Here is a 17,192-nt window from a genome sequence, read left to right on the forward strand (position 1 = left end):
TTGCCGCGGAGTTTACAGCCGCAACCGCCACTGTGAAGCCCGAAAACATTGAAAGTCAGCTGAAAGGTTAGCGAAAGGTTAGGCCGTTAGAGTCGGGTTACGGACAGTTTCGACTGCCGTCGCTGCTGCCACACAGCGCTACGAAAAACGCCACGAAGCGTTTTCGACCAATAAAAACAATAATCGGAGTACACCCGCATGCCGCCCGTGCAGCCCCAGGTCCTTGTGCCTGTTCGCCGTTCCCGTCTCCGCCACACCGCCCTCGCCAGTGCAGCCGCCCTCGCGGGTTTTTCGCCGTTGAGTTTTGCCGACTTCATCGAAGACAGCAGCGCCACCTTCGAAACCCGCAACATGTATTTCAACCGCGACTTTCGCGATGGCACCAGCGCCCAGCAATCCAAACGCGATGAATGGGCTCAGGGCTTCATGCTCAATCTGCAATCGGGCTATACCGACGGCACCGTGGGGTTTGGTGTCGATGCGTTGGGCATGCTCGGTGTGAAACTTGATTCGAGCCCGGACCGCAGCGGCACCGGCCTGTTGCCGACCCACGACGACGGGCGCGCAGCGAACGAATACTCGAAAGTCGGCCTGACCGGCAAAGTGAAAATCTCTGCCACGGAACTGAAAATCGGCAGCCTGATTCCCGAACTGCCGATCCTCAAGCCCAACGACGGACGCATCCTGCCGCAGACATTTGAAGGTGGCTTGCTGACCTCCAAAGAAATCAGGAATCTGACCTTCACGGGCGGGCGCCTGGAGAAAGCCAAGGACCGCGACAGCACCGATTTCGAGGACATCGCCCTCAACAACAAGAACAGCCGCTTCGCCGGCACCGCTGCCGGCAAGCACTTTGACTTTGGCGGCGTTGATTACAGGTTCACCGACAAGATCACCGGCAGTTACCACTTCGCGCAACTCGACGAAGTCTACAACCAGCACTTCTTCGGCCTCGTTGCCTCGCGCCCGATGGGCCCCGGCACATTTGCCACCGACCTGCGTTTTGCCGTCAGTGACGATCAAGGTGCGGCCGGTGGCGGCGAGATCGACAACCGCTCGCTCAACGGCTTGGTCAGCTACGCCCTGAGCGGCCACAAGTTCAGCGCCGGTTATCAGCACATGTCCGGCGATAGCGCCTTCCCCTATGTCGATGGCAGCGACCCGTACCTGGTCAACTTCGTGCAGATCAACGACTTCGCCGGCGCCGAAGAACGCTCGTGGCAAGCGCGCTACGACTTTGACTTCGCCAAACTTGGCATTCCCGGCCTGAGCTTCATGAGCCGTTACTTGAGCGGTGACAACATCAAGCTCAAAAGCGGTGAAGAAGGCAAAGAGTGGGAGCGCAATACCGAGATCAAATATGTAGTACAAAGCGGCGCCTTGAAGGACGTCGCTGTGCGCCTGCGCAATGCCACTTACCGCTCCAATTACTCCGCTCGCGATGCAGACGAAGTGCGTCTGCTGGTGAGCTATAGCGTTGCCCTTTGGTAATTGATTGAAACGCCGAGGGTGCTGTGATCGGAAGATCAAAAGATCATCCGATCACAGCCCGAGCCTGCGGCAGCTCCTACATAAAGCCTTACAACAAGAACCGTGGAGAATCGAATGAACCTGTCACTGCGTAAAGTTGCACTCGCCGCCAGTTGCGTGCTGTTCGCTGGCCAACTCATGGCCGAACCGAAGCGTCCGGAATGTATCGCTCCTGCGTCGCCCGGCGGTGGTTTCGACCTGACCTGCAAACTGGTGCAGAGCGCGCTGGTCAACGAGAAACTGCTGTCCAAACCGATGCGCGTCACCTACATGCCCGGCGGTGTGGGCGCGGTGGCTTACAACGCAGTGGTTGCGCAGCGGCCAGCCGATGCCGGCACGCTGGTGGCGTGGTCGAGCGGTTCGCTGCTGAACCTGGCGCAAGGCAAGTTCGGGCGCTTCGATGAGACCAACGTGCGCTGGCTCGCGGCAGTCGGCACCAGTTACGGTGCCATCGCGGTGAAAAGCGATTCGCCTTACAAGACCCTCGACGATCTCGTTCAGGCGTTAAAGAAAGATCCCGGCTCCGTGGTTATCGGTTCCGGCGGCACTGTCGGCAGCCAGGACTGGATGCAAACCGCACTGATCGCCAAGGCTGCCGGGATCAACCCGCGCGAACTGCGTTACGTCGCCCTCGAAGGTGGCGGCGAGATCGCCACCGCGCTCCTCGGCGGCCACATCCAGGTTGGCAGCACCGACATTTCCGACTCCATGCCGCACATCCAGAGCGGTGACATGCGCCTGCTCGCAGTCTTCTCCGACAAGCGTCTCGACGAACCGGAAATGAAAGACATCCCGACCGCCCGCGAGCAAGGCTACGACATCGTCTGGCCGGTGGTTCGCGGTTTCTACCTGGGGCCAAAAGTCAGCGATGAAGACTACGCCTGGTGGAAGGATTCGTTCGACAAGCTGCTGGCCTCCGACGAGTTCGCCAAGCTGCGCGATCAGCGTGAACTGTTCCCGTTCGCCATGACCGGCCCGGAACTGGACACCTATGTGAAGAAGCAGGTTGCGGACTACAAAGTGCTGGCCAAAGAGTTCGGCCTGATTCAGTGATCGTCTCTGTCTAGCGGCCGTAGCCCCCGTTCGCGGGGCGGCGGCACAGGAGTTTCCCATGCTCTTACAACGCATTTTCGCTTCGGTGCTATTGCTGGTCTGTGTCGGCCTGGCACTGATGGCGTGGCCGTACCAAGCGGCTTTTTCCTACGAACCGGTGGGCCCGCGCGCCTTCCCTCTGCTGATGCTCGGTCTGATGGGCGCAGCGCTGCTGTACATGGTGTTCCGCCCGACGCCCATCAAACACACTGAAGACGAGCCGCCACTGGATGGCCAGACGCTGACCAAAATCTGCATCTGCGTCGCGCTGTTGCTGGTGTTCGCCGGCCTTTTCGAACCGCTGGGCTTCATTCTCAGCAGCATGCTGATCGGCATTCCGATGGCCCGTCTGTATGGCGGTCGCTGGATGCCAAGCATCGTGGTGACCACCCTGATGGCCATCGGTCTTTACCTGCTGTTCGACCGTGTGATGGACGTTCCGCTGCCCCTCGGCCTGCTCGACGTTCTGGAGAACTGATATGGATACTCTTGGCTATTTGGGTCAGGGCTTCGGCGTCGCGCTGAGCCCCTACAACCTGGTGACCGCGCTGTGCGGCACGCTGATCGGCACCGTCGTCGGCCTGTTGCCGGGCCTGGGCCCGATCAACGGCGTAGCGTTACTGATTCCGATCGCATTTGCCCTCGGCCTGCCGCCGGAATCGGCATTAATTCTGCTGGCGGCGGTGTATCTGGGCTGCGAATACGGCGGCCGGATCAGCTCGATTCTGCTGAACATTCCGGGCGAAGCTTCCACCGTGATGACCACCCTCGACGGCTACCCGATGGCGCGCAAAGGGATGGCCGGTGTGGCGCTGTCGTTGTCGGCGTGGAGCTCGTTCATCGGCGCCTTCATCGCCACGTGCGGCATGGTGCTGTTCGCCCCGCTGCTGGCGAAATGGGCGATTGCCTTTGGTCCCGCGGAATACTTCGTGCTGATGGTGTTCGCGATTGTCTGTCTCGGCGGCATGGCCGGTGATCGACCACTGAAAACGTTTATTGCGGCGTTGATCGGTTTGTTCCTGTCGACGGTCGGCATCGATGCCAACAGCGGCGTGTATCGCTTTACCGGCGACAACATTCACCTGACCGACGGGATTCAATTCGTCGTGCTGGTGCTGGGCCTGTTCTCGATCAGCGAAATTCTGTTGCTGCTGGAGAAAACCCATCGCGGCCAGGAAGCGGTGAAAGCCACCGGTCGAATGATGTTCAACTTCAAGGAAGCGGCGTCGGTGTTCACTGTGAACATTCGTTGCGGTCTGCTCGGGTTCATCATGGGCGTGTTGCCGGGTGCCGGTGCGACGCTGGCCAGTGCCGTGGCCTACATGACCGAAAAACGCATCGCCGGTACCAGCGGCAAATTCGGTCAGGGTGATGCCCGTGGCCTCGCTGCACCGGAAACCGCCATCGGTGCTTCGGCCTGTGGCGCACTGGTGCCGATGTTGACGCTGGGCGTTCCGGGGTCGGGTACCACGGCAGTGATGATCGGCGCGCTGTCGCTGTACAACATCACTCCGGGGCCGCTGTTGTTCCAGCAACAACCGGACATCGTCTGGGGCCTGATCGCTTCGTTGTTCATCGCCAACATCATGCTGGTGATCCTCAACATTCCGATGATCCGCATCTTCACGCGCATCCTCGCGGTGCCGAACTGGGCACTGGTGCCGGTCATCGCGATCATCACCGGCATCGGCGTCTACGCGGTACACGCGACCACCTTCGATCTGTTCCTGATGGTCGGCATCGGCATCTTCGGTTACATCCTGCGCAAGCTCGACTTCCCGTTGTCGCCGGTTCTGCTGGGTTTCATCCTCGGTGGTCTGATGGAGCAGAACCTGCGTCGTGCCCTGTCGATCTCCAACGGTGCACTGGAAATCCTGTGGTCGAGCCCGATCACCTTCGGTGTCTGGGTACTGACCGCGATCATGCTGCTGATGCCGCTGCTGCGCATCTGGCGCAAACGTTCAGTTGCCCGGCGCGCTATTGCCGATGTTTGATCGGCTGTCGCTAAAGTCCTGGTGGGGAACCCCGCTGGTCGGTCTGCTGGGCGGTTACCTCGCCAGCCAGATCGGCTGGCCGCTGCCGTGGATGGTCGGCTCGTTGCTGGCGATCATCCTCGTGCGCTGCCTGACCCCGTGGCAACTGACGGAAATCCCTGGCGGGCGCAAATGCGGCCAGTGGATCGTCGGCATCGGCATTGGCCTGCACTTCACCCCGGTGGTGATGGAGCAGGTGCTGAGTCATTTCGGTTTGATCTTCTTCGGTGCGCTGGTCACCAGTTTGTCGGCGGTGGTGGGCGTGTGGTTGATGCGCCGCACCGGTGAGGATCGCGCCACGGCGTTTTTCTCCAGCATGCCCGGTGGCTCCGGGGAGATGGTCAACCTCGGCGCACGCAACGGCGCGATGCTCAGCCATGTGGCGGCGGGGCAAAGCTTGCGGGTGCTGGTGGTGGTGTTGTGTGTGCCGGCGGCGTTCAAGTACTTGCTGGGCGACGGCACGCCGATTTCTCATGCCGGTAGCGTCGATTGGCGCTGGCTGGCCATTCTGTTTCCGGCGGGCGCCCTGCTCGCCTGGGTCTGGCAGCGTCTGCGCCAACCCAATCCATGGCTGTTCGGGCCGTTGCTGGTGAGTGCGGCGGTAAGCATTGGCTGGGATCTGCACCTTGGCTTGCCCGATGGCGGCAGTCAGATTGGCCAATGGTTGATCGGCAGCGGTTTGGGTTGTCACTTCAACCGACAGTTCTTCAGGCGTGCGCCGTCATTCATGGGCCGCACCTTGATCGGTACGGCACTGACCATGTTGATCGCAAGCCTGGCGGCGTTGGGACTGAGCGCTTTAACCCATCTGGATCTGCGTTCGCTGACGTTGGGCATGATGCCCGGTGGTATCGCCGAGATGAGCCTGACGGCGGAAACCTTGCAACTGTCGGTGCCGCTGGTGACGGCGATGCAAGTGATGCGGCTGTTGTTCGTGCTGTTTCTGGCGGAGCCGTTGTTCAAGTACTGGAATCGTAATCCCGAGTAAGACCGAGTTGACTTCATCGCTGGCAAGCCAGCTCCCACAGATTATGTGCACACCGCAAAACCCTGTGGGAGCTGGCTTGCCAGCGATGGGGCCCTTCAGGCCAACATCAAACCGGCGGCAACCGCCACTCAATCGGCGTCTCGCCATTCTGCTCAAGAAACTTGTTGGTCCGGCCGAAGTGCCCGCATCCCAGAAAGCCACGATAAGCCGACAGCGGCGACGGATGCACCGAGGTCAGCACCAAGTGCTTGGTCGCATCGATCAGCTTCTGCTTGCTCTGCGCATGAGCGCCCCACAGCATGAACACCAGATGCGGCCGCCGCTCGCTGACCAGTTCGATGATCCGGTCAGTGAAAAACTGCCAGCCCTTGTCCTTGTGCGCATTGGCGTTGGCGCGCTCGACGGTCATGGTGGTGTTGAGCATCAACACGCCCTGATCCGCCCAGCTTTGCAAGTAACCGTGGCTGGGGATGTCGATGTTCAGGTCGCGCTTCAACTCTTTATAGATGTTGACCAGCGACGGCGGCGCTGGCACGCCCGGTTGCACCGAGAAACACAAGCCGTGGGCCTGGCCCGGGCCGTGGTAGGGGTCCTGGCCGAGGATCACCACCTTCACTTTATCCAGTGGTGTGGAGTTCAGCGCATTGAAAATCAGCGGCCGTGGCGGATAGATTTCCTTGCCGGCCGCCTGCTCCTGCTGCAGAAAGTTGCGCAACTCTGCCATGTAAGGCTGGTCGAATTCAGCACGCAGTGCCTCCTTCCAGCTCGGTTCGAGTTTGATACGGTCGTCAGCAGTCATGGTCATACCCGGCAAAAACAATGGGGCGAACCCTAGGAAAGCCGGCCACGCTTGTCAATTGATCTGACGCAGATCCGGCACTTTCCCACGCAGCGATCATACTGATCGTTCAAATTTCCGATCGAGGTCACGATGAATCTGCACTTCGAAGAACTCTGCGGCACCGCCGGCGCCCGCATCGGTATCGCCAGCCTGGATGCTGAAAAATCGCTCAACGCGCTGTCGCTGCCGATGATCAACGCGCTGGCCGACAAACTGAACGCCTGGGCCAAAGACCCGCAAATCGTCTGCGTACTGTTGCGCGGCAACGGCGCCAAAGCCTTCTGCGCTGGCGGTGAAGTGCGCAGCCTGGTGGAGGCCTGTCGCGCGCACCCCGGCGAAGTCCCGCCGCTGGCAGCACAGTTTTTTGCGGCTGAATACCGATTGGATTACAGCCTGCATACCTATCCGAAACCACTGATTTGCTGGGGCCACGGATATGTGCTGGGCGGCGGCATGGGTCTGTTGCAAGGCGCCAGTACGCGGATCGTCACGCCGAGCAGCCGTCTGGCGATGCCGGAAATCAGCATTGGGCTGTATCCGGATGTCGGCGCCAGTTGGTTCCTGGCACGGCTGCCGGGCAAGCTCGGTCTGTTCCTCGGATTGACCGGCGCGCACATGAATGGCCGTGACGCGATCGACCTCGATCTGGCCGACCGCTTTCTGCTCGACGAGCAACAACCGGAGCTGATTGAAGGCCTGCTGCAACTCAACTGGCAGGAACAGACCGCCATGCAGCTCAACAGCCTGCTCAAGGCCTTGCAGCAGGAAGCGGCGGCGCAAATGCCCGAGGCGCAGTGGCTGCCGCGTCGTCAGCAGATCGACGAACTGCTCGACGTCAGCGACGTGACCTGCGCCTGGAAAGCCATCCATCTGCAGCGCGACAGCAGCGATCCGCTCATCGCCCGGGCAGCGAAAACGCTTAGCGAAGGCTCGCCGCTGACCGCCCATCTGGTCTGGGAACAAATTATCCGCGCACGGCACATGTCGCTGGCTGAAGTCTTTCAGATGGAATACACCCTGAGCCTCAATTGCTGCCGGCATCCGGAGTTCAGCGAAGGGGTTCGGGCGCGGTTGATCGATAAGGATCAGAAGCCGCACTGGCATTGGCCGGACATCAGCAGCGTGCCTGATGCGGTAGTTGAGGCGCACTTTCACAAGGTGTGGGAGGGGCGGCATCCGCTGGCGGACTTGACGGCTTACTGACTGAATCGCAGGCACAAAAAAGCGGCGCATCATGCGCCGCTTTTGTTTGCGGGTCAGTTACCAGCGATTGCCACGTCCGTTGTGGTCGCGCCGACCGCTGTGGCGATCGTAATTGCCGCGACCGCGGTGGTCATTGTCCCAACCGCCACGACGATGGCCATCCCAGCGACCCCGATCATTACCGTGCCAGCGACGGCTCTCGTAATACCGCGGGGCCGGTTGATAATAGCGCGGCGCCGACTGGTAATAACGCGGTTGCTGATAGTAACGCGGCGCTGGCTGGTAATAGCGCGGTGCCGAGTAGTACGTGCCGCCAGTGTTGTAATACGCCGGTGCGGGTGATGTGTAGACCTCAGACCTGTAATAAGTGTCCGCGTACGAATACGGGGCACAACCGGTGACGGAAAACATCAACGCAGCAAGCAGAAGAATTCGTCGATACATGGCGGCCTCCTGGACCGCGGGTAGCCACACCAGCGACGCTGGCAGGCGTCAGTCTTTAATTCGGTGACTGACGAAAGATCAGACAGCGATTTCCGAATCTGGTGCGATTCCGCAACAAGTTGAAACAAGTGATGATTAAACGCCACTACTCCCTGCAGGAAGGAATCTCCCGGCGATGGCGATTCACCGTTGACTGACCTGTTGCATTCGCGAGCAAGCTCTCTCCCACTGATCACTACGCAATTTGTACCAGTACAGGAACGAACATTCGCGCCGCACATGGAGCAGTTATTTCCGCACAGTGCCATTAGAATGCTAGCCATCGGGCCACTGCCAACGGAACTGCCATGCCGCTTCGTTCTCCGCTGTACTCGCAACGTTCATTGGTATTGACGCTGGTCGCCTTGCTCGGCGCCGGTTTTCTCGCTACTTCGCTGCTGAGCTACTACGCCTCGCGCGAATCGATCCGCGACAACATCGTCAACACCGAGTTGCCGCTGACTTCCGATACCGTCTATTCGGAAATCCAGAAAGACCTCGTCAGGCCTATCCTGATTTCCTCGATGATGTCCCGCGACACCTTCATGCGCGACTGGGTGGTGAACGGTGAGCAAAACCCCGAGCAGATGACCCGTTATCTCAATGAGGTCATGACCCACTACGGCGCCTACACCGCGTTTTTCGTCTCCAATACCACCCTCACTTACTACCACGCCAAAGGTGTACTCAAGCAGGTCAGCGTCGGTGAGCCGCGGGACGCCTGGTACTTTCGCGTGAGGGACATGGAAGATCCGTACGAGATCAATGTCGACCCGGATCTGGCCAACAAGGACAACCTGACGTTCTTCATCAATTACAAGGTCTACGACTACCACGACCGCTTCATTGGCGCGGCCGGCGTCGGCCTGACCGTGGACGCGGTGATCAAACTGATCGACAAGTATCAACAGCGTTATCAACGCAGCGTGTATTTCGTCGACACCTTCGGCCGACTGGTACTGACCGGTGCCGAAGGCGGGCCTGAAGGCGCGCATATCGGGCAAAGCCTCGCTGAACTCGACAGCATGAAAAGCCTGGTCAGCCTGTTACCCAAACCGCACAGCGGCAGCTACGAGTATTCGACCCATGGCCAGGGGCACTTCCTCAACGTGCGGTTTATTCCGGAGCTCAACTGGTACCTGTTTGTTGATAAACGCGAGGATGGCGCGCTGATTGAAATCCGCCAGTCGCTCTATCTCAATCTGCTGATCTGTCTGCTGGTAACGTTGATCGTGTTGGCGCTGCTCAATCGCGTGATCAAACGGTTTCAATCGAAAATCCAGGCCCAGGCCACCCTCGACAGCCTTACCGAACTGCCGAACCGCCGCGGTTTCGACTTGCTTGCCGGTCAGGCTCTGCACGAAGCGCAGCGTGAAACCAGACCCCTGACGGCGCTGCTACTGGACCTCGATCACTTCAAGGTGTTGAACGACACTTATGGTCACATGGCCGGCGATCAAGTGTTGATCGGGTTTGCGCGGGATTTGCAAAGTTGCCTGCGCCACGCCGACATCGTTTGCCGCTGGGGCGGCGAGGAATTCATCGTTTTGCTCAAGGACACCGACGGCGACACCGGCCAGAAAATTGCCGAGAAGATTCGCCAGCACATCGAACAACAAGAATATGCCTACAACGGCTATGCCCTAAAATTGACGGTGAGCATCGGCGCCACCACCCTGCAACGCGATGACACCTTGCACAGTCTGCTGTCGCGGGCCGATCATGCGATGTACCGGGCCAAACAAACCGGCCGCAACCGCACCTGCGTGGAAATGCCTCACTCGACCTATGCCTGATTCTGACGATAAACCCGACCTCTGCCCGGCCTGCGGTGCCCGCAACGACTGCAGCCTGGCTGACCCGCGCACCGCCGACCGCGCCTGCTGGTGCTACGGCGTGAGCATTGATCCGGCGGTGCTCCAAGCCTTGCCGCCAGCACTGCGCGACAAATCCTGCCTGTGCCCGCGATGCGCGCAGGTCGAGGCGCAACTGCAAGCGGCCGGTCAGCCGATCCCGTAAGATGCGTGCCCCTTGATCCGTTGAAGCCTGAACATGCGCGTCGACCGCTTCCTCAGCAACCTGCCCCGCTACAACCGTCAGCAGGTTCGCCTGTTGCTGGTGGAAAAGCGCGTGCGCGTTGACGGAAAAGTCGTCAGCGACCCGCACAGTGAAGTGCTTGAATTCAGCCGTGTCGAAGTCGATGACGAAGTGCTGCAACTCGGCAAACCGGCGCGCTACTTCATGCTGCACAAGCCACCGGGCTGCGTCAGCGCCACTCGCGATCCGCAACATCCGACCGTGCTCGACCTGATCAATGAACCGGACAAGGACGAACTGCACATCGCCGGGCGCCTGGACTTCAACACCACCGGGCTGATGCTGATCACCAACGACGGCGCCTGGTCGCGGCGCCTGACCCAGCCACAAACCAAATTGCCGAAGGTCTATTACGTCGAGACCGAGCAGGAAATCGGCGCGCACTATACGAGCCAGTTTGCCGAAGGCATCTACTTCGCCTTCGAAGACCTGACCACGCAACCTGCGCAGTTGGAGCTACTCGGATCACGCTCGGCACGCCTGAGCATCGTCGAGGGTCGCTACCATCAGGTGAAGCGCATGTTTGGTTACTTCAACAACAAAGTACTGCGCCTGCACCGCGAATCCATGGGCCCGCTGAGGCTCGATAACGCGCTAAAACCGGGCGAGTATCGCGCTTTGCGCACCGAAGAGATTCATTTGTTCTAAGCAGCCGACCGCTCAGCAGAAGTTGTCGAACAATTGCGCTGCGGCACTTGCGCGATCCTGCTCCCCCTGCTTGAATCAGGACGTCGGCCGAAATGTGACCGATGAGTCACACCATACCTCTAAGAAACTTTTTGCCGGTCGTCAGCCCCAAGGGCTGCGCCTCAGCCGGCAAACTGCCCGCCAATAACAATACCCGTCGACCGCAGTCATGGATCGACATGGGCCAAGCAAATTCCAGGCGTATGCCTACCTGTCACAAAGCTCGTGCAATGTCTATTTGCGCGCATACCCGCTTGCTTGCCAGGAGTCTTATGACATGAGGCCAGAAATCGCTGTGCTGGATATACAGGGTCAGTATCGGGTTTACACGGAGTTCTATCGCGCAGACGCCGCAGAAAAAACCATCATTCTGGTCAACGGCTCGATGGCCACGACTGCGTCGTTTGCACAAACCGTGAAAAACCTGCACCCGCAATTCAACGTGGTCTGCTACGACCAGCCCTACGCGGGCCGGTCAAAAGCCCACAACCGTCACGAGAAACATCTGACAAAGGACGTTGAAGGGCAAATTCTGCTGGAGCTGATCGATCACTTCGCCGCCGAACACGTGCTGTCGTTCTCCTGGGGCGGCGCCGCGACACTGGTTGCCCTTGCTGACCAGCCACGGCGCATCGAAAAAGCGGTGATCAGCTCGTTTTCGCCGGTGATCAACGCGCACATGCTTGATTACCTGGAGCGCGGCGTCGATTACCTCGGCCAGCGTGACGGTGATCGGGTCGGGCAGCTGGTCAACAGCACCATCGGCAAACACCTGCCGTCCCTGTTCAAACGCTTCAACTATCGCCACGTCAGTAGCCTGGCCGAACACGAATACGGGCAGATGCACTTCCACATCAGCGACGTGCTGCACAGCGATCGTCAGTGCTATTTAAACGCGGCGAAGAAGATCAACGTGCCGGTACTGTTTCTCAACGGTGAATGGGACGAATACACCGCCGCCGAAGATGCGCGTTTGTTCGGCAACCACGTGGCACAGAGCACCTTCACCACCGTGCAAGCCACCGGGCATTTTCTCGACATGGAGCACAAGGCTGCGTGCCGGGATAGCCAGAACGCCTTGCTGGGCTTTTTGAAACCGGCACCGCAGGCGAGCCGAACGCGATACTCGTTTGTTCAGGATCAACATGCACTGGCCATTTGAAACAGCGTCATCGCGAGCGAGCCTGCCGGGCTAACCGTTTTGTTCACGCCCCCCGCAGTGCTCGCTCGCGATTGACCGATTCAACGCTGTAATGCCTTGCGCAAAAAAGAAAAACTTCAAATTCCCCGCCGAGTCTGGTACAAAGTCAGCCGCTCTGAGCGGGTATAGTTTAATGGTAGAACAGTAGCTTCCCAAGCTTCCGACGAGGGTTCGATTCCCTCTACCCGCTCCACTCAAATTTTGTCTCACGTTGTTGTTTGACGGGGGATGCAGAACAGAAAAAACCGGCCTTGATGGCCGGTTTTTTTGTGCCCGAAAAAAGGTTTACATCTGACATCTGAAACAACGCGAAAACCTGCAACACACTCTCCCTGCCTCCGTTGCCTCCCTATCTAGACTGCTTCAAACCACTGAGCGGATTAGCAACGGATGGATGAATATGTCCTGCATCACCCGGAGGAGAAGAGTCGTTCAGGGTTTCTGGCTTCGGCTGCCTTGAAGGTGTTGCAGCAGGGCTGAGACGGTGATCGAGGCCGCCACCGGTGGCGTCGTGAATTTACACTGAAATCGTGCGCCAATATTACAGTTCTCCAACACTCAATCGGTTCTCACCTTGCGTCCGCCCGGCTAGCATTTACCCATCGACCACCACCCTCCCCCTGCGCGGCCATCGACGAATACGCGTCATCACTTTCGAGGGAAAACCAATGCGGCCCGTTTGCCGCTGACGACCTCACTCAAAAGAGCACTTGAGCCATGACTCAAAACGTCTACGACGATCCCGACTTCTTCCAGGGCTACAGCCAGATGAACCGCTCCATCGGCGGCCTCGATGCCGCGCCGGAATGGCCTGCGCTCAAGGCGTTGCTGCCCTCCATGCACGGTTTGCACGTGGTGGATCTGGGCTGCGGCTATGGCTGGTTCAGCCGCTGGGCCAGCGAGCACGGTGAAGCCAACGTGCTGGGGCTGGACGTCTCGGAGAAAATGCTGCAGCGAGCACGCGACACCACTTCGGTGGCGAACATCCGCTACGAACGCGCCGACCTGGAACAGCTCGACTTGCCCGCCTGCAGTTTCGATCTGGCTTACAGCTCTCTGGCGCTGCACTACATCAAGGATCTGCCGGGGTTATTTGCGCACCTCTACGCAGCGCTGAAACCGGGTTCGCATTTTGTGTTTTCCATCGAACACCCGATCTTCATGGCACCGCGCAATCCCGGCTGGCTGATCGACAGCGAAGGTCGCAAGCGCTGGCCGCTGGACAGTTATCAGCTGGAAGGGGAACGGGTGACGAATTGGCTGGCCGACGGGGTGATCAAGCAGCACCGTACGATGGGGACATTGCTCAACTCACTGATCGCTGCCGGTTTCACCATTCGCCACATCAACGAGTGGGGCCCGAGCGATGAAGAAGTGGCGGCGCAACCGGCGCTGGCTGAAGAGCGCGAACGGCCGATGATGATGCTGGTGGCGGTACAGCGCTAAGTCTGGAGAGACAAAGTAAATGTGGCGAGGGACTTTGCTCCCTCGCCACAGGCTTTGAACGAGCCTTCAGCGCGTCGTCACCATAAACAACCGTGGAAACGGCAACAGCACCGAGCCATCCGCCAACGCCGGATAAGCCTTCTCAACCTCAGCCAGATACCGCTGCAGATACTGTGCCCGCTCACTTTCAGTCAACGGACTCAGAAACGGAATCAGCCCACTGCCCTTGAACCAATCGACCACCCCGGCAGCGCCATCCGACAGCTGATGGTGATACGTGGTGCGCCACACATCGACCCGCGCGCAGTGCGGTCGCAGCATCGAGAAGTACTCGCTGGCGCTCGCCATGTCCGTACGCTGCCCGGCAGCGTCAGCGAGTTTGCTTGCCCACGGGCCATTCGCCGCGACTTCACGCATCAAGCGGTGGGAGGGTTCATTGAGATTATCCGGCATCTGAATTGCCAGACTGCCGCCCTCCGCGAGCTTGCCCGCCAGCGCCGGCAGCAACGCCGCGTGATTGGGTACCCATTGCAATACCGCATTGGCAAAGATCACATCGAAAGGCCCTTCATCGGCCCATCGATCAATCTCGGCGACATCGAACTGCAGCTGCGGCAAGCGCTTGCGCGCGGCCGCGATCATGTCTGCCGAGCTGTCCAGTCCACTGACTGTCGCCCCAGGAAAACGCTGCACCAGCAGCTCCGTCGAGTTACCCGGACCGCAACCGATATCGACCACCGATCGCGCTTCAGCCGTAGGAATCGCCGCCAGCAGATCACGGGCCGGGCGGGTGCGTTCATCTTCGAAAGCGACGTATTGTTTGGCGGACCAACTCATTGCGTTCTCCTGACGGGAAATTTAAGCGGTGCATTACGATACAGGCAGCCCCGCAGGCAGTTCCAGACCGACAATTGGAAAACGGTGCCAGCTTGTTTACCGCTATTGCCAATTCGCCGGTTCCAGTCGGGATGAGTGCGACTCAAACAATTCGTGCGAGGAGCACCGCCCGCTCATCTCCCACGCCCCCTGATCCCACCCACCCGAGGAAACCTGGCAGCCACAAGACAGACGATAATTATCGTGTTCGCAAAGCCAGGACTTCCGGCACCACCCAGTGCGAGTTGATCAGCAATGTAAGGCTGTGGGGTATTCCGAATGGCTGGTTGGTGAGATCTCAGATTAATCAAAAGAAAAAAGAACCGGCCAATGAGGCCGGTTCTTTTCACTCGTAAAATCCAACCGTCTTTTTCAAATGGTCCGAATACTCATAGATGTCATCGACAGTGTTGATCGGATGACGTGTTTCGTTTTTGTCCTCATCGAAGATACCTAGATACTTCTGCGAGCGATTGAAATGTAAGCGACAGATCGGCTTCCGATTATTGTCATCCAGCAGAATGCCGAAGTAGCTCTGCGTGTCACGCTGAACGATTCGCTTGGCATCGACCACTGATCGAACTAACGCCCGAACAATGTGATACCCCTCTAACTCTTCGAGCGTTGTTAAAACCTTGTCATCCGACTCGTCACGTGGATCTACTGGATCTGTGCCGACAGAAGATGAGGGTAACGAAGCTAACGTAGGCTGCATTGCTCCGCTCATTGCAGATTTGAGCCGGTCATTGATTTGATCGTTGAGAAACTGCACAACAGCTTTTCGTGTCAGCTCATGAAACTGCTCACGTACTTTTTGCGCGATTACACCATCGTAAACACGAGAGGCGAAAACCTTGACGAAATCATCGTCCGGCTTGCTTACCTGAGCTGCGATCACCTTTTTTATCTGGCTTACATACTTGAGTTCGCCGGCAGCGCTGATTATCGAGTCGACGTCAAAAGCGGATTTAGTCAACTTCACCAACTCGGGAACCGAGTACTCATCGATATCCAGCAGATCCAGCTCCAAGAATGGTTTTTCATCCATCTTGTTCGGCGCATCCAGATCGGTAAAAAACTTGTAGACCTGCCCGTTAGTCAGGATCGAGATGCGTGCGCTTGTGACGTGAAAGTAGCGAAATAGCTGAGATGCATGGTTGATGTGAAGCGGCTCGCCTATTTTCTTGCATTCGATGAGAATTTGTACTTCGCCATCTTTCATAATGGCGTAGTCGATTTTCTCTCCCTTTTTCGTACCTATGTCGCAGACAAATTCGGGAGTTACCTCTGTCGGATCGAAGACGTCGTACCCCAAAACGGTGCTGATAAATGGCATCACGAACGCGTTCTTTGTTGCTTCCTCGGTCTGGATTGCAGCACTCTGCAATCTGACTTTCGCGGCTAAACTGGCTAACTTTTCGAAAAAATCCATGAACGGCCCCTCGCGTGATTTCAATCCCTGTCCTGACCTGCTGGCGATTTGATTGCCACTTGATACTAGACACAAACCAGCACAATGAAAGTTCGCCGCTTGAAACTCGTTATCAAAGCTCGGGACTTTCGTTTATTTAATGAGTGGGTAGTTGTAAGTAGAATTTTCATCAAGCCGTCAGTGTCTGAATTTCAGGCACCCAACAACAAGGAACACGGCTATGAAATTCGCGAAGATTTCCCAGAAGCTTGCCCTGTGGGCCGGCAGTCCCAAGACGTTTATGGGGGCGTTGATCCTGATTGGGCTGTGGGGAATGAGTGGGCCAATTTTTGGTTACAACGACACGTGGCAGCTGATCATCAATACCTCGACGACGATCATCACGTTCCTGATGGTGTTCCTGATCCAGAACACGCAGAACCGCGACACCGACATCCTGCATTTGAAACTTGATGAATTGCTGCGGGTAAACAAGGAAGCACAAAACGCGATGCTCGGGCTGGAGGCGCTGGACTTGAAGCAGCTGGAAGCGCTGCGCAAGCACTACCGCAGTTTAGGCGAGGGCGAGGTTTTCGATCTTGAGGGAATGGGCGACACGGGTAAGGCGAAGCAGGATTTGAATGAATGCTGATCTAAAAGCACAAGATCGCAGCCTTCGGCAGCGCCTACACAAAGCATTGCCGAAGGCTGCGATCTTTTGATCATTAACTCAAATCAGCGGCTGGCTTGAAGCGACCGAGCCATCTGCAGATGATTCTGCAACTTGGGCAACGTCTCATCGGCGAAAGCCTTGATCTCCGGCACGGTGGTGTTTTGCGCCTCCTGCTGAATCTGCTGGATCGCCTCTTCCGTGGCTTTGACCTGACTGGCGGCGTACGCCTGATCAAACGTTGCGCCGTCTTTCACTTCAGGAATCAATTCTTTGGCCTTGTCGGCCATTTCTTCACGCGGCGCGACGGGCAGGTCGAGTTTTTTCGCAATCTTCGCCAAATGCTGATTGGCCGTAGTGCGGTCGTTGATGACGACGATGGTGAAATCCTTGACCTCTTTGGATTCGGTCTTCTGATGCGCCAAACGGCTGGCTTCGATGTCGGCCATGCCTTTGGCCGAAGCATCGTTGATGAATTCGGCAGGCGACTGGGCAAAAGCACTGCTGGCGAATAACCCCAACAGTGTGACAAAACTTACACGACGTACCTGGGTGGCCATCCGGCTCATGGTCGCGCCCTCCTTCTTGCTGAATTCAAGCGGGAGCTTTCGCCCCCGCCTCTCAATCAAAACTA

The 17,192-nt window shown here is 58.1% G+C and carries 17 protein-coding genes, 1 tRNA gene and 1 pseudogene; 14 read left to right on the top strand and 5 right to left on the bottom strand.

What is annotated here, in order from left to right; all coding sequences use genetic code 11:
* Positions 1–198 precede the first annotated feature (198 nt).
* The 5 genes from AB4P91_RS25845 to AB4P91_RS25865 all read left to right on the top strand — a co-directional run bounded on the left by AB4P91_RS25845 (position 199) and on the right by AB4P91_RS25865 (position 5,643).
* Complete coding sequence (locus AB4P91_RS25845; RefSeq protein ID WP_395603971.1) at positions 199–1,491, top strand: OprD family porin; 1,293 nt, start codon at positions 199–201, stop codon at positions 1,489–1,491.
* 114 nt (positions 1,492–1,605) lie between these two features.
* Complete coding sequence (locus AB4P91_RS25850) at positions 1,606–2,583, top strand: tripartite tricarboxylate transporter substrate binding protein (protein ID WP_150594383.1); 978 nt, start codon at positions 1,606–1,608, stop codon at positions 2,581–2,583.
* A 58-nt stretch (positions 2,584–2,641) separates the two neighbouring features.
* A complete protein-coding gene (locus tag AB4P91_RS25855; RefSeq protein WP_150594384.1) occupies positions 2,642–3,100 on the top strand; it encodes a tripartite tricarboxylate transporter TctB family protein in 459 nt (152 codons plus the stop codon).
* Position 3,101: 1 nt separating this feature from the next.
* Complete coding sequence (locus AB4P91_RS25860) at positions 3,102–4,616, top strand: tripartite tricarboxylate transporter permease (protein WP_150594385.1); 1,515 nt, start codon at positions 3,102–3,104, stop codon at positions 4,614–4,616.
* Entirely contained in the window at positions 4,609–5,643 is a 1,035-nt protein-coding gene (locus tag AB4P91_RS25865) for an AbrB family transcriptional regulator (protein ID WP_150594386.1), read from the top strand. The genes AB4P91_RS25860 and AB4P91_RS25865 overlap by 8 nt, the downstream gene beginning before the upstream one ends.
* A gap of 106 nt (positions 5,644–5,749) precedes the next feature.
* On the opposite strand, the gene ung is transcribed toward AB4P91_RS25865, so the two are convergent.
* Positions 5,750–6,442, bottom strand: coding sequence for a uracil-DNA glycosylase (gene ung / locus AB4P91_RS25870; protein ID WP_150594387.1), 693 nt, complete (start codon positions 6,440–6,442; stop codon positions 5,750–5,752).
* Positions 6,443–6,574: 132 nt separating this feature from the next.
* Between ung and AB4P91_RS25875 the strand changes: the two genes are divergently transcribed.
* On the top strand, positions 6,575–7,687 hold the full coding sequence (locus AB4P91_RS25875; protein ID WP_395603972.1) for an enoyl-CoA hydratase/isomerase family protein: 1,113 nt from the start codon (positions 6,575–6,577) through the stop codon (positions 7,685–7,687).
* 57 nt (positions 7,688–7,744) lie between these two features.
* Here AB4P91_RS25875 and AB4P91_RS25880 read toward each other — a convergent pair whose 3' ends face one another.
* A complete protein-coding gene (locus AB4P91_RS25880) occupies positions 7,745–8,131 on the bottom strand; it encodes a hypothetical protein (protein WP_042558053.1) in 387 nt (128 codons plus the stop codon).
* A 347-nt stretch (positions 8,132–8,478) separates the two neighbouring features.
* On the opposite strand from AB4P91_RS25880, the gene AB4P91_RS25885 reads away from it, so the two are divergent.
* The 7 genes and pseudogenes from AB4P91_RS25885 to AB4P91_RS25915 all read left to right on the top strand — a co-directional run bounded on the left by AB4P91_RS25885 (position 8,479) and on the right by AB4P91_RS25915 (position 13,601).
* Positions 8,479–9,966 (top strand): diguanylate cyclase, encoded by a 1,488-nt coding sequence (locus AB4P91_RS25885; protein WP_395603973.1) that lies wholly within the window; start codon positions 8,479–8,481, stop codon positions 9,964–9,966.
* Positions 9,959–10,189 carry a cysteine-rich CWC family protein gene (locus AB4P91_RS25890; RefSeq protein ID WP_150687809.1) on the top strand — a complete coding sequence of 77 codons (231 nt, stop codon included), beginning with the start codon at positions 9,959–9,961 and terminating at the stop codon, positions 10,187–10,189. The genes AB4P91_RS25885 and AB4P91_RS25890 overlap by 8 nt, the downstream gene beginning before the upstream one ends.
* A 33-nt stretch (positions 10,190–10,222) precedes the next feature.
* Entirely contained in the window at positions 10,223–10,915 is a 693-nt protein-coding gene (locus AB4P91_RS25895; protein WP_395603974.1) for a pseudouridine synthase, read from the top strand.
* A gap of 316 nt (positions 10,916–11,231) precedes the next feature.
* Positions 11,232–12,116: an alpha/beta fold hydrolase gene (locus tag AB4P91_RS25900; protein WP_150594391.1), complete on the top strand. Its 885-nt coding sequence runs from the start codon at positions 11,232–11,234 to the stop codon at positions 12,114–12,116.
* A 158-nt stretch (positions 12,117–12,274) separates the two neighbouring features.
* Positions 12,275–12,348: transfer RNA gene (locus tag AB4P91_RS25905), tRNA-Gly, on the top strand.
* A 194-nt stretch (positions 12,349–12,542) separates the two neighbouring features.
* A pseudogene (locus tag AB4P91_RS25910) lies at positions 12,543–12,635 on the top strand (type II toxin-antitoxin system HicB family antitoxin); the annotation flags it as partial.
* A gap of 237 nt (positions 12,636–12,872) precedes the next feature.
* Positions 12,873–13,601: a class I SAM-dependent methyltransferase gene (locus AB4P91_RS25915; protein ID WP_395603975.1), complete on the top strand. Its 729-nt coding sequence runs from the start codon at positions 12,873–12,875 to the stop codon at positions 13,599–13,601.
* Positions 13,602–13,667: 66 nt separating this feature from the next.
* Here AB4P91_RS25915 and tam read toward each other — a convergent pair whose 3' ends face one another.
* Positions 13,668–14,438 carry a trans-aconitate 2-methyltransferase gene (gene tam, locus AB4P91_RS25920; protein WP_395603976.1) on the bottom strand — a complete coding sequence of 257 codons (771 nt, stop codon included), beginning with the start codon at positions 14,436–14,438 and terminating at the stop codon, positions 13,668–13,670.
* Positions 14,439–14,823: 385 nt separating this feature from the next.
* Positions 14,824–15,909, bottom strand: coding sequence for a type I restriction endonuclease (locus AB4P91_RS25925; protein WP_395603977.1), 1,086 nt, complete (start codon positions 15,907–15,909; stop codon positions 14,824–14,826).
* A gap of 220 nt (positions 15,910–16,129) precedes the next feature.
* Between AB4P91_RS25925 and AB4P91_RS25930 the strand changes: the two genes are divergently transcribed.
* Positions 16,130–16,540, top strand: a complete 411-nt coding sequence (locus tag AB4P91_RS25930) for a low affinity iron permease family protein (RefSeq protein WP_395603978.1) — start codon at positions 16,130–16,132, stop codon at positions 16,538–16,540.
* Positions 16,541–16,623: 83 nt separating this feature from the next.
* On the opposite strand, the gene AB4P91_RS25935 is transcribed toward AB4P91_RS25930, so the two are convergent.
* Entirely contained in the window at positions 16,624–17,127 is a 504-nt protein-coding gene (locus AB4P91_RS25935) for a DUF4142 domain-containing protein (RefSeq protein ID WP_150687804.1), read from the bottom strand.
* Between the last annotated feature and the right edge of the window lie 65 nt (positions 17,128–17,192).

Origin of the sequence: Pseudomonas sp. B21128, assembly GCF_044218865.1 — a bacterium.
Lineage (GTDB): Bacteria > Pseudomonadota > Gammaproteobacteria > Pseudomonadales > Pseudomonadaceae > Aquipseudomonas > Aquipseudomonas iridis.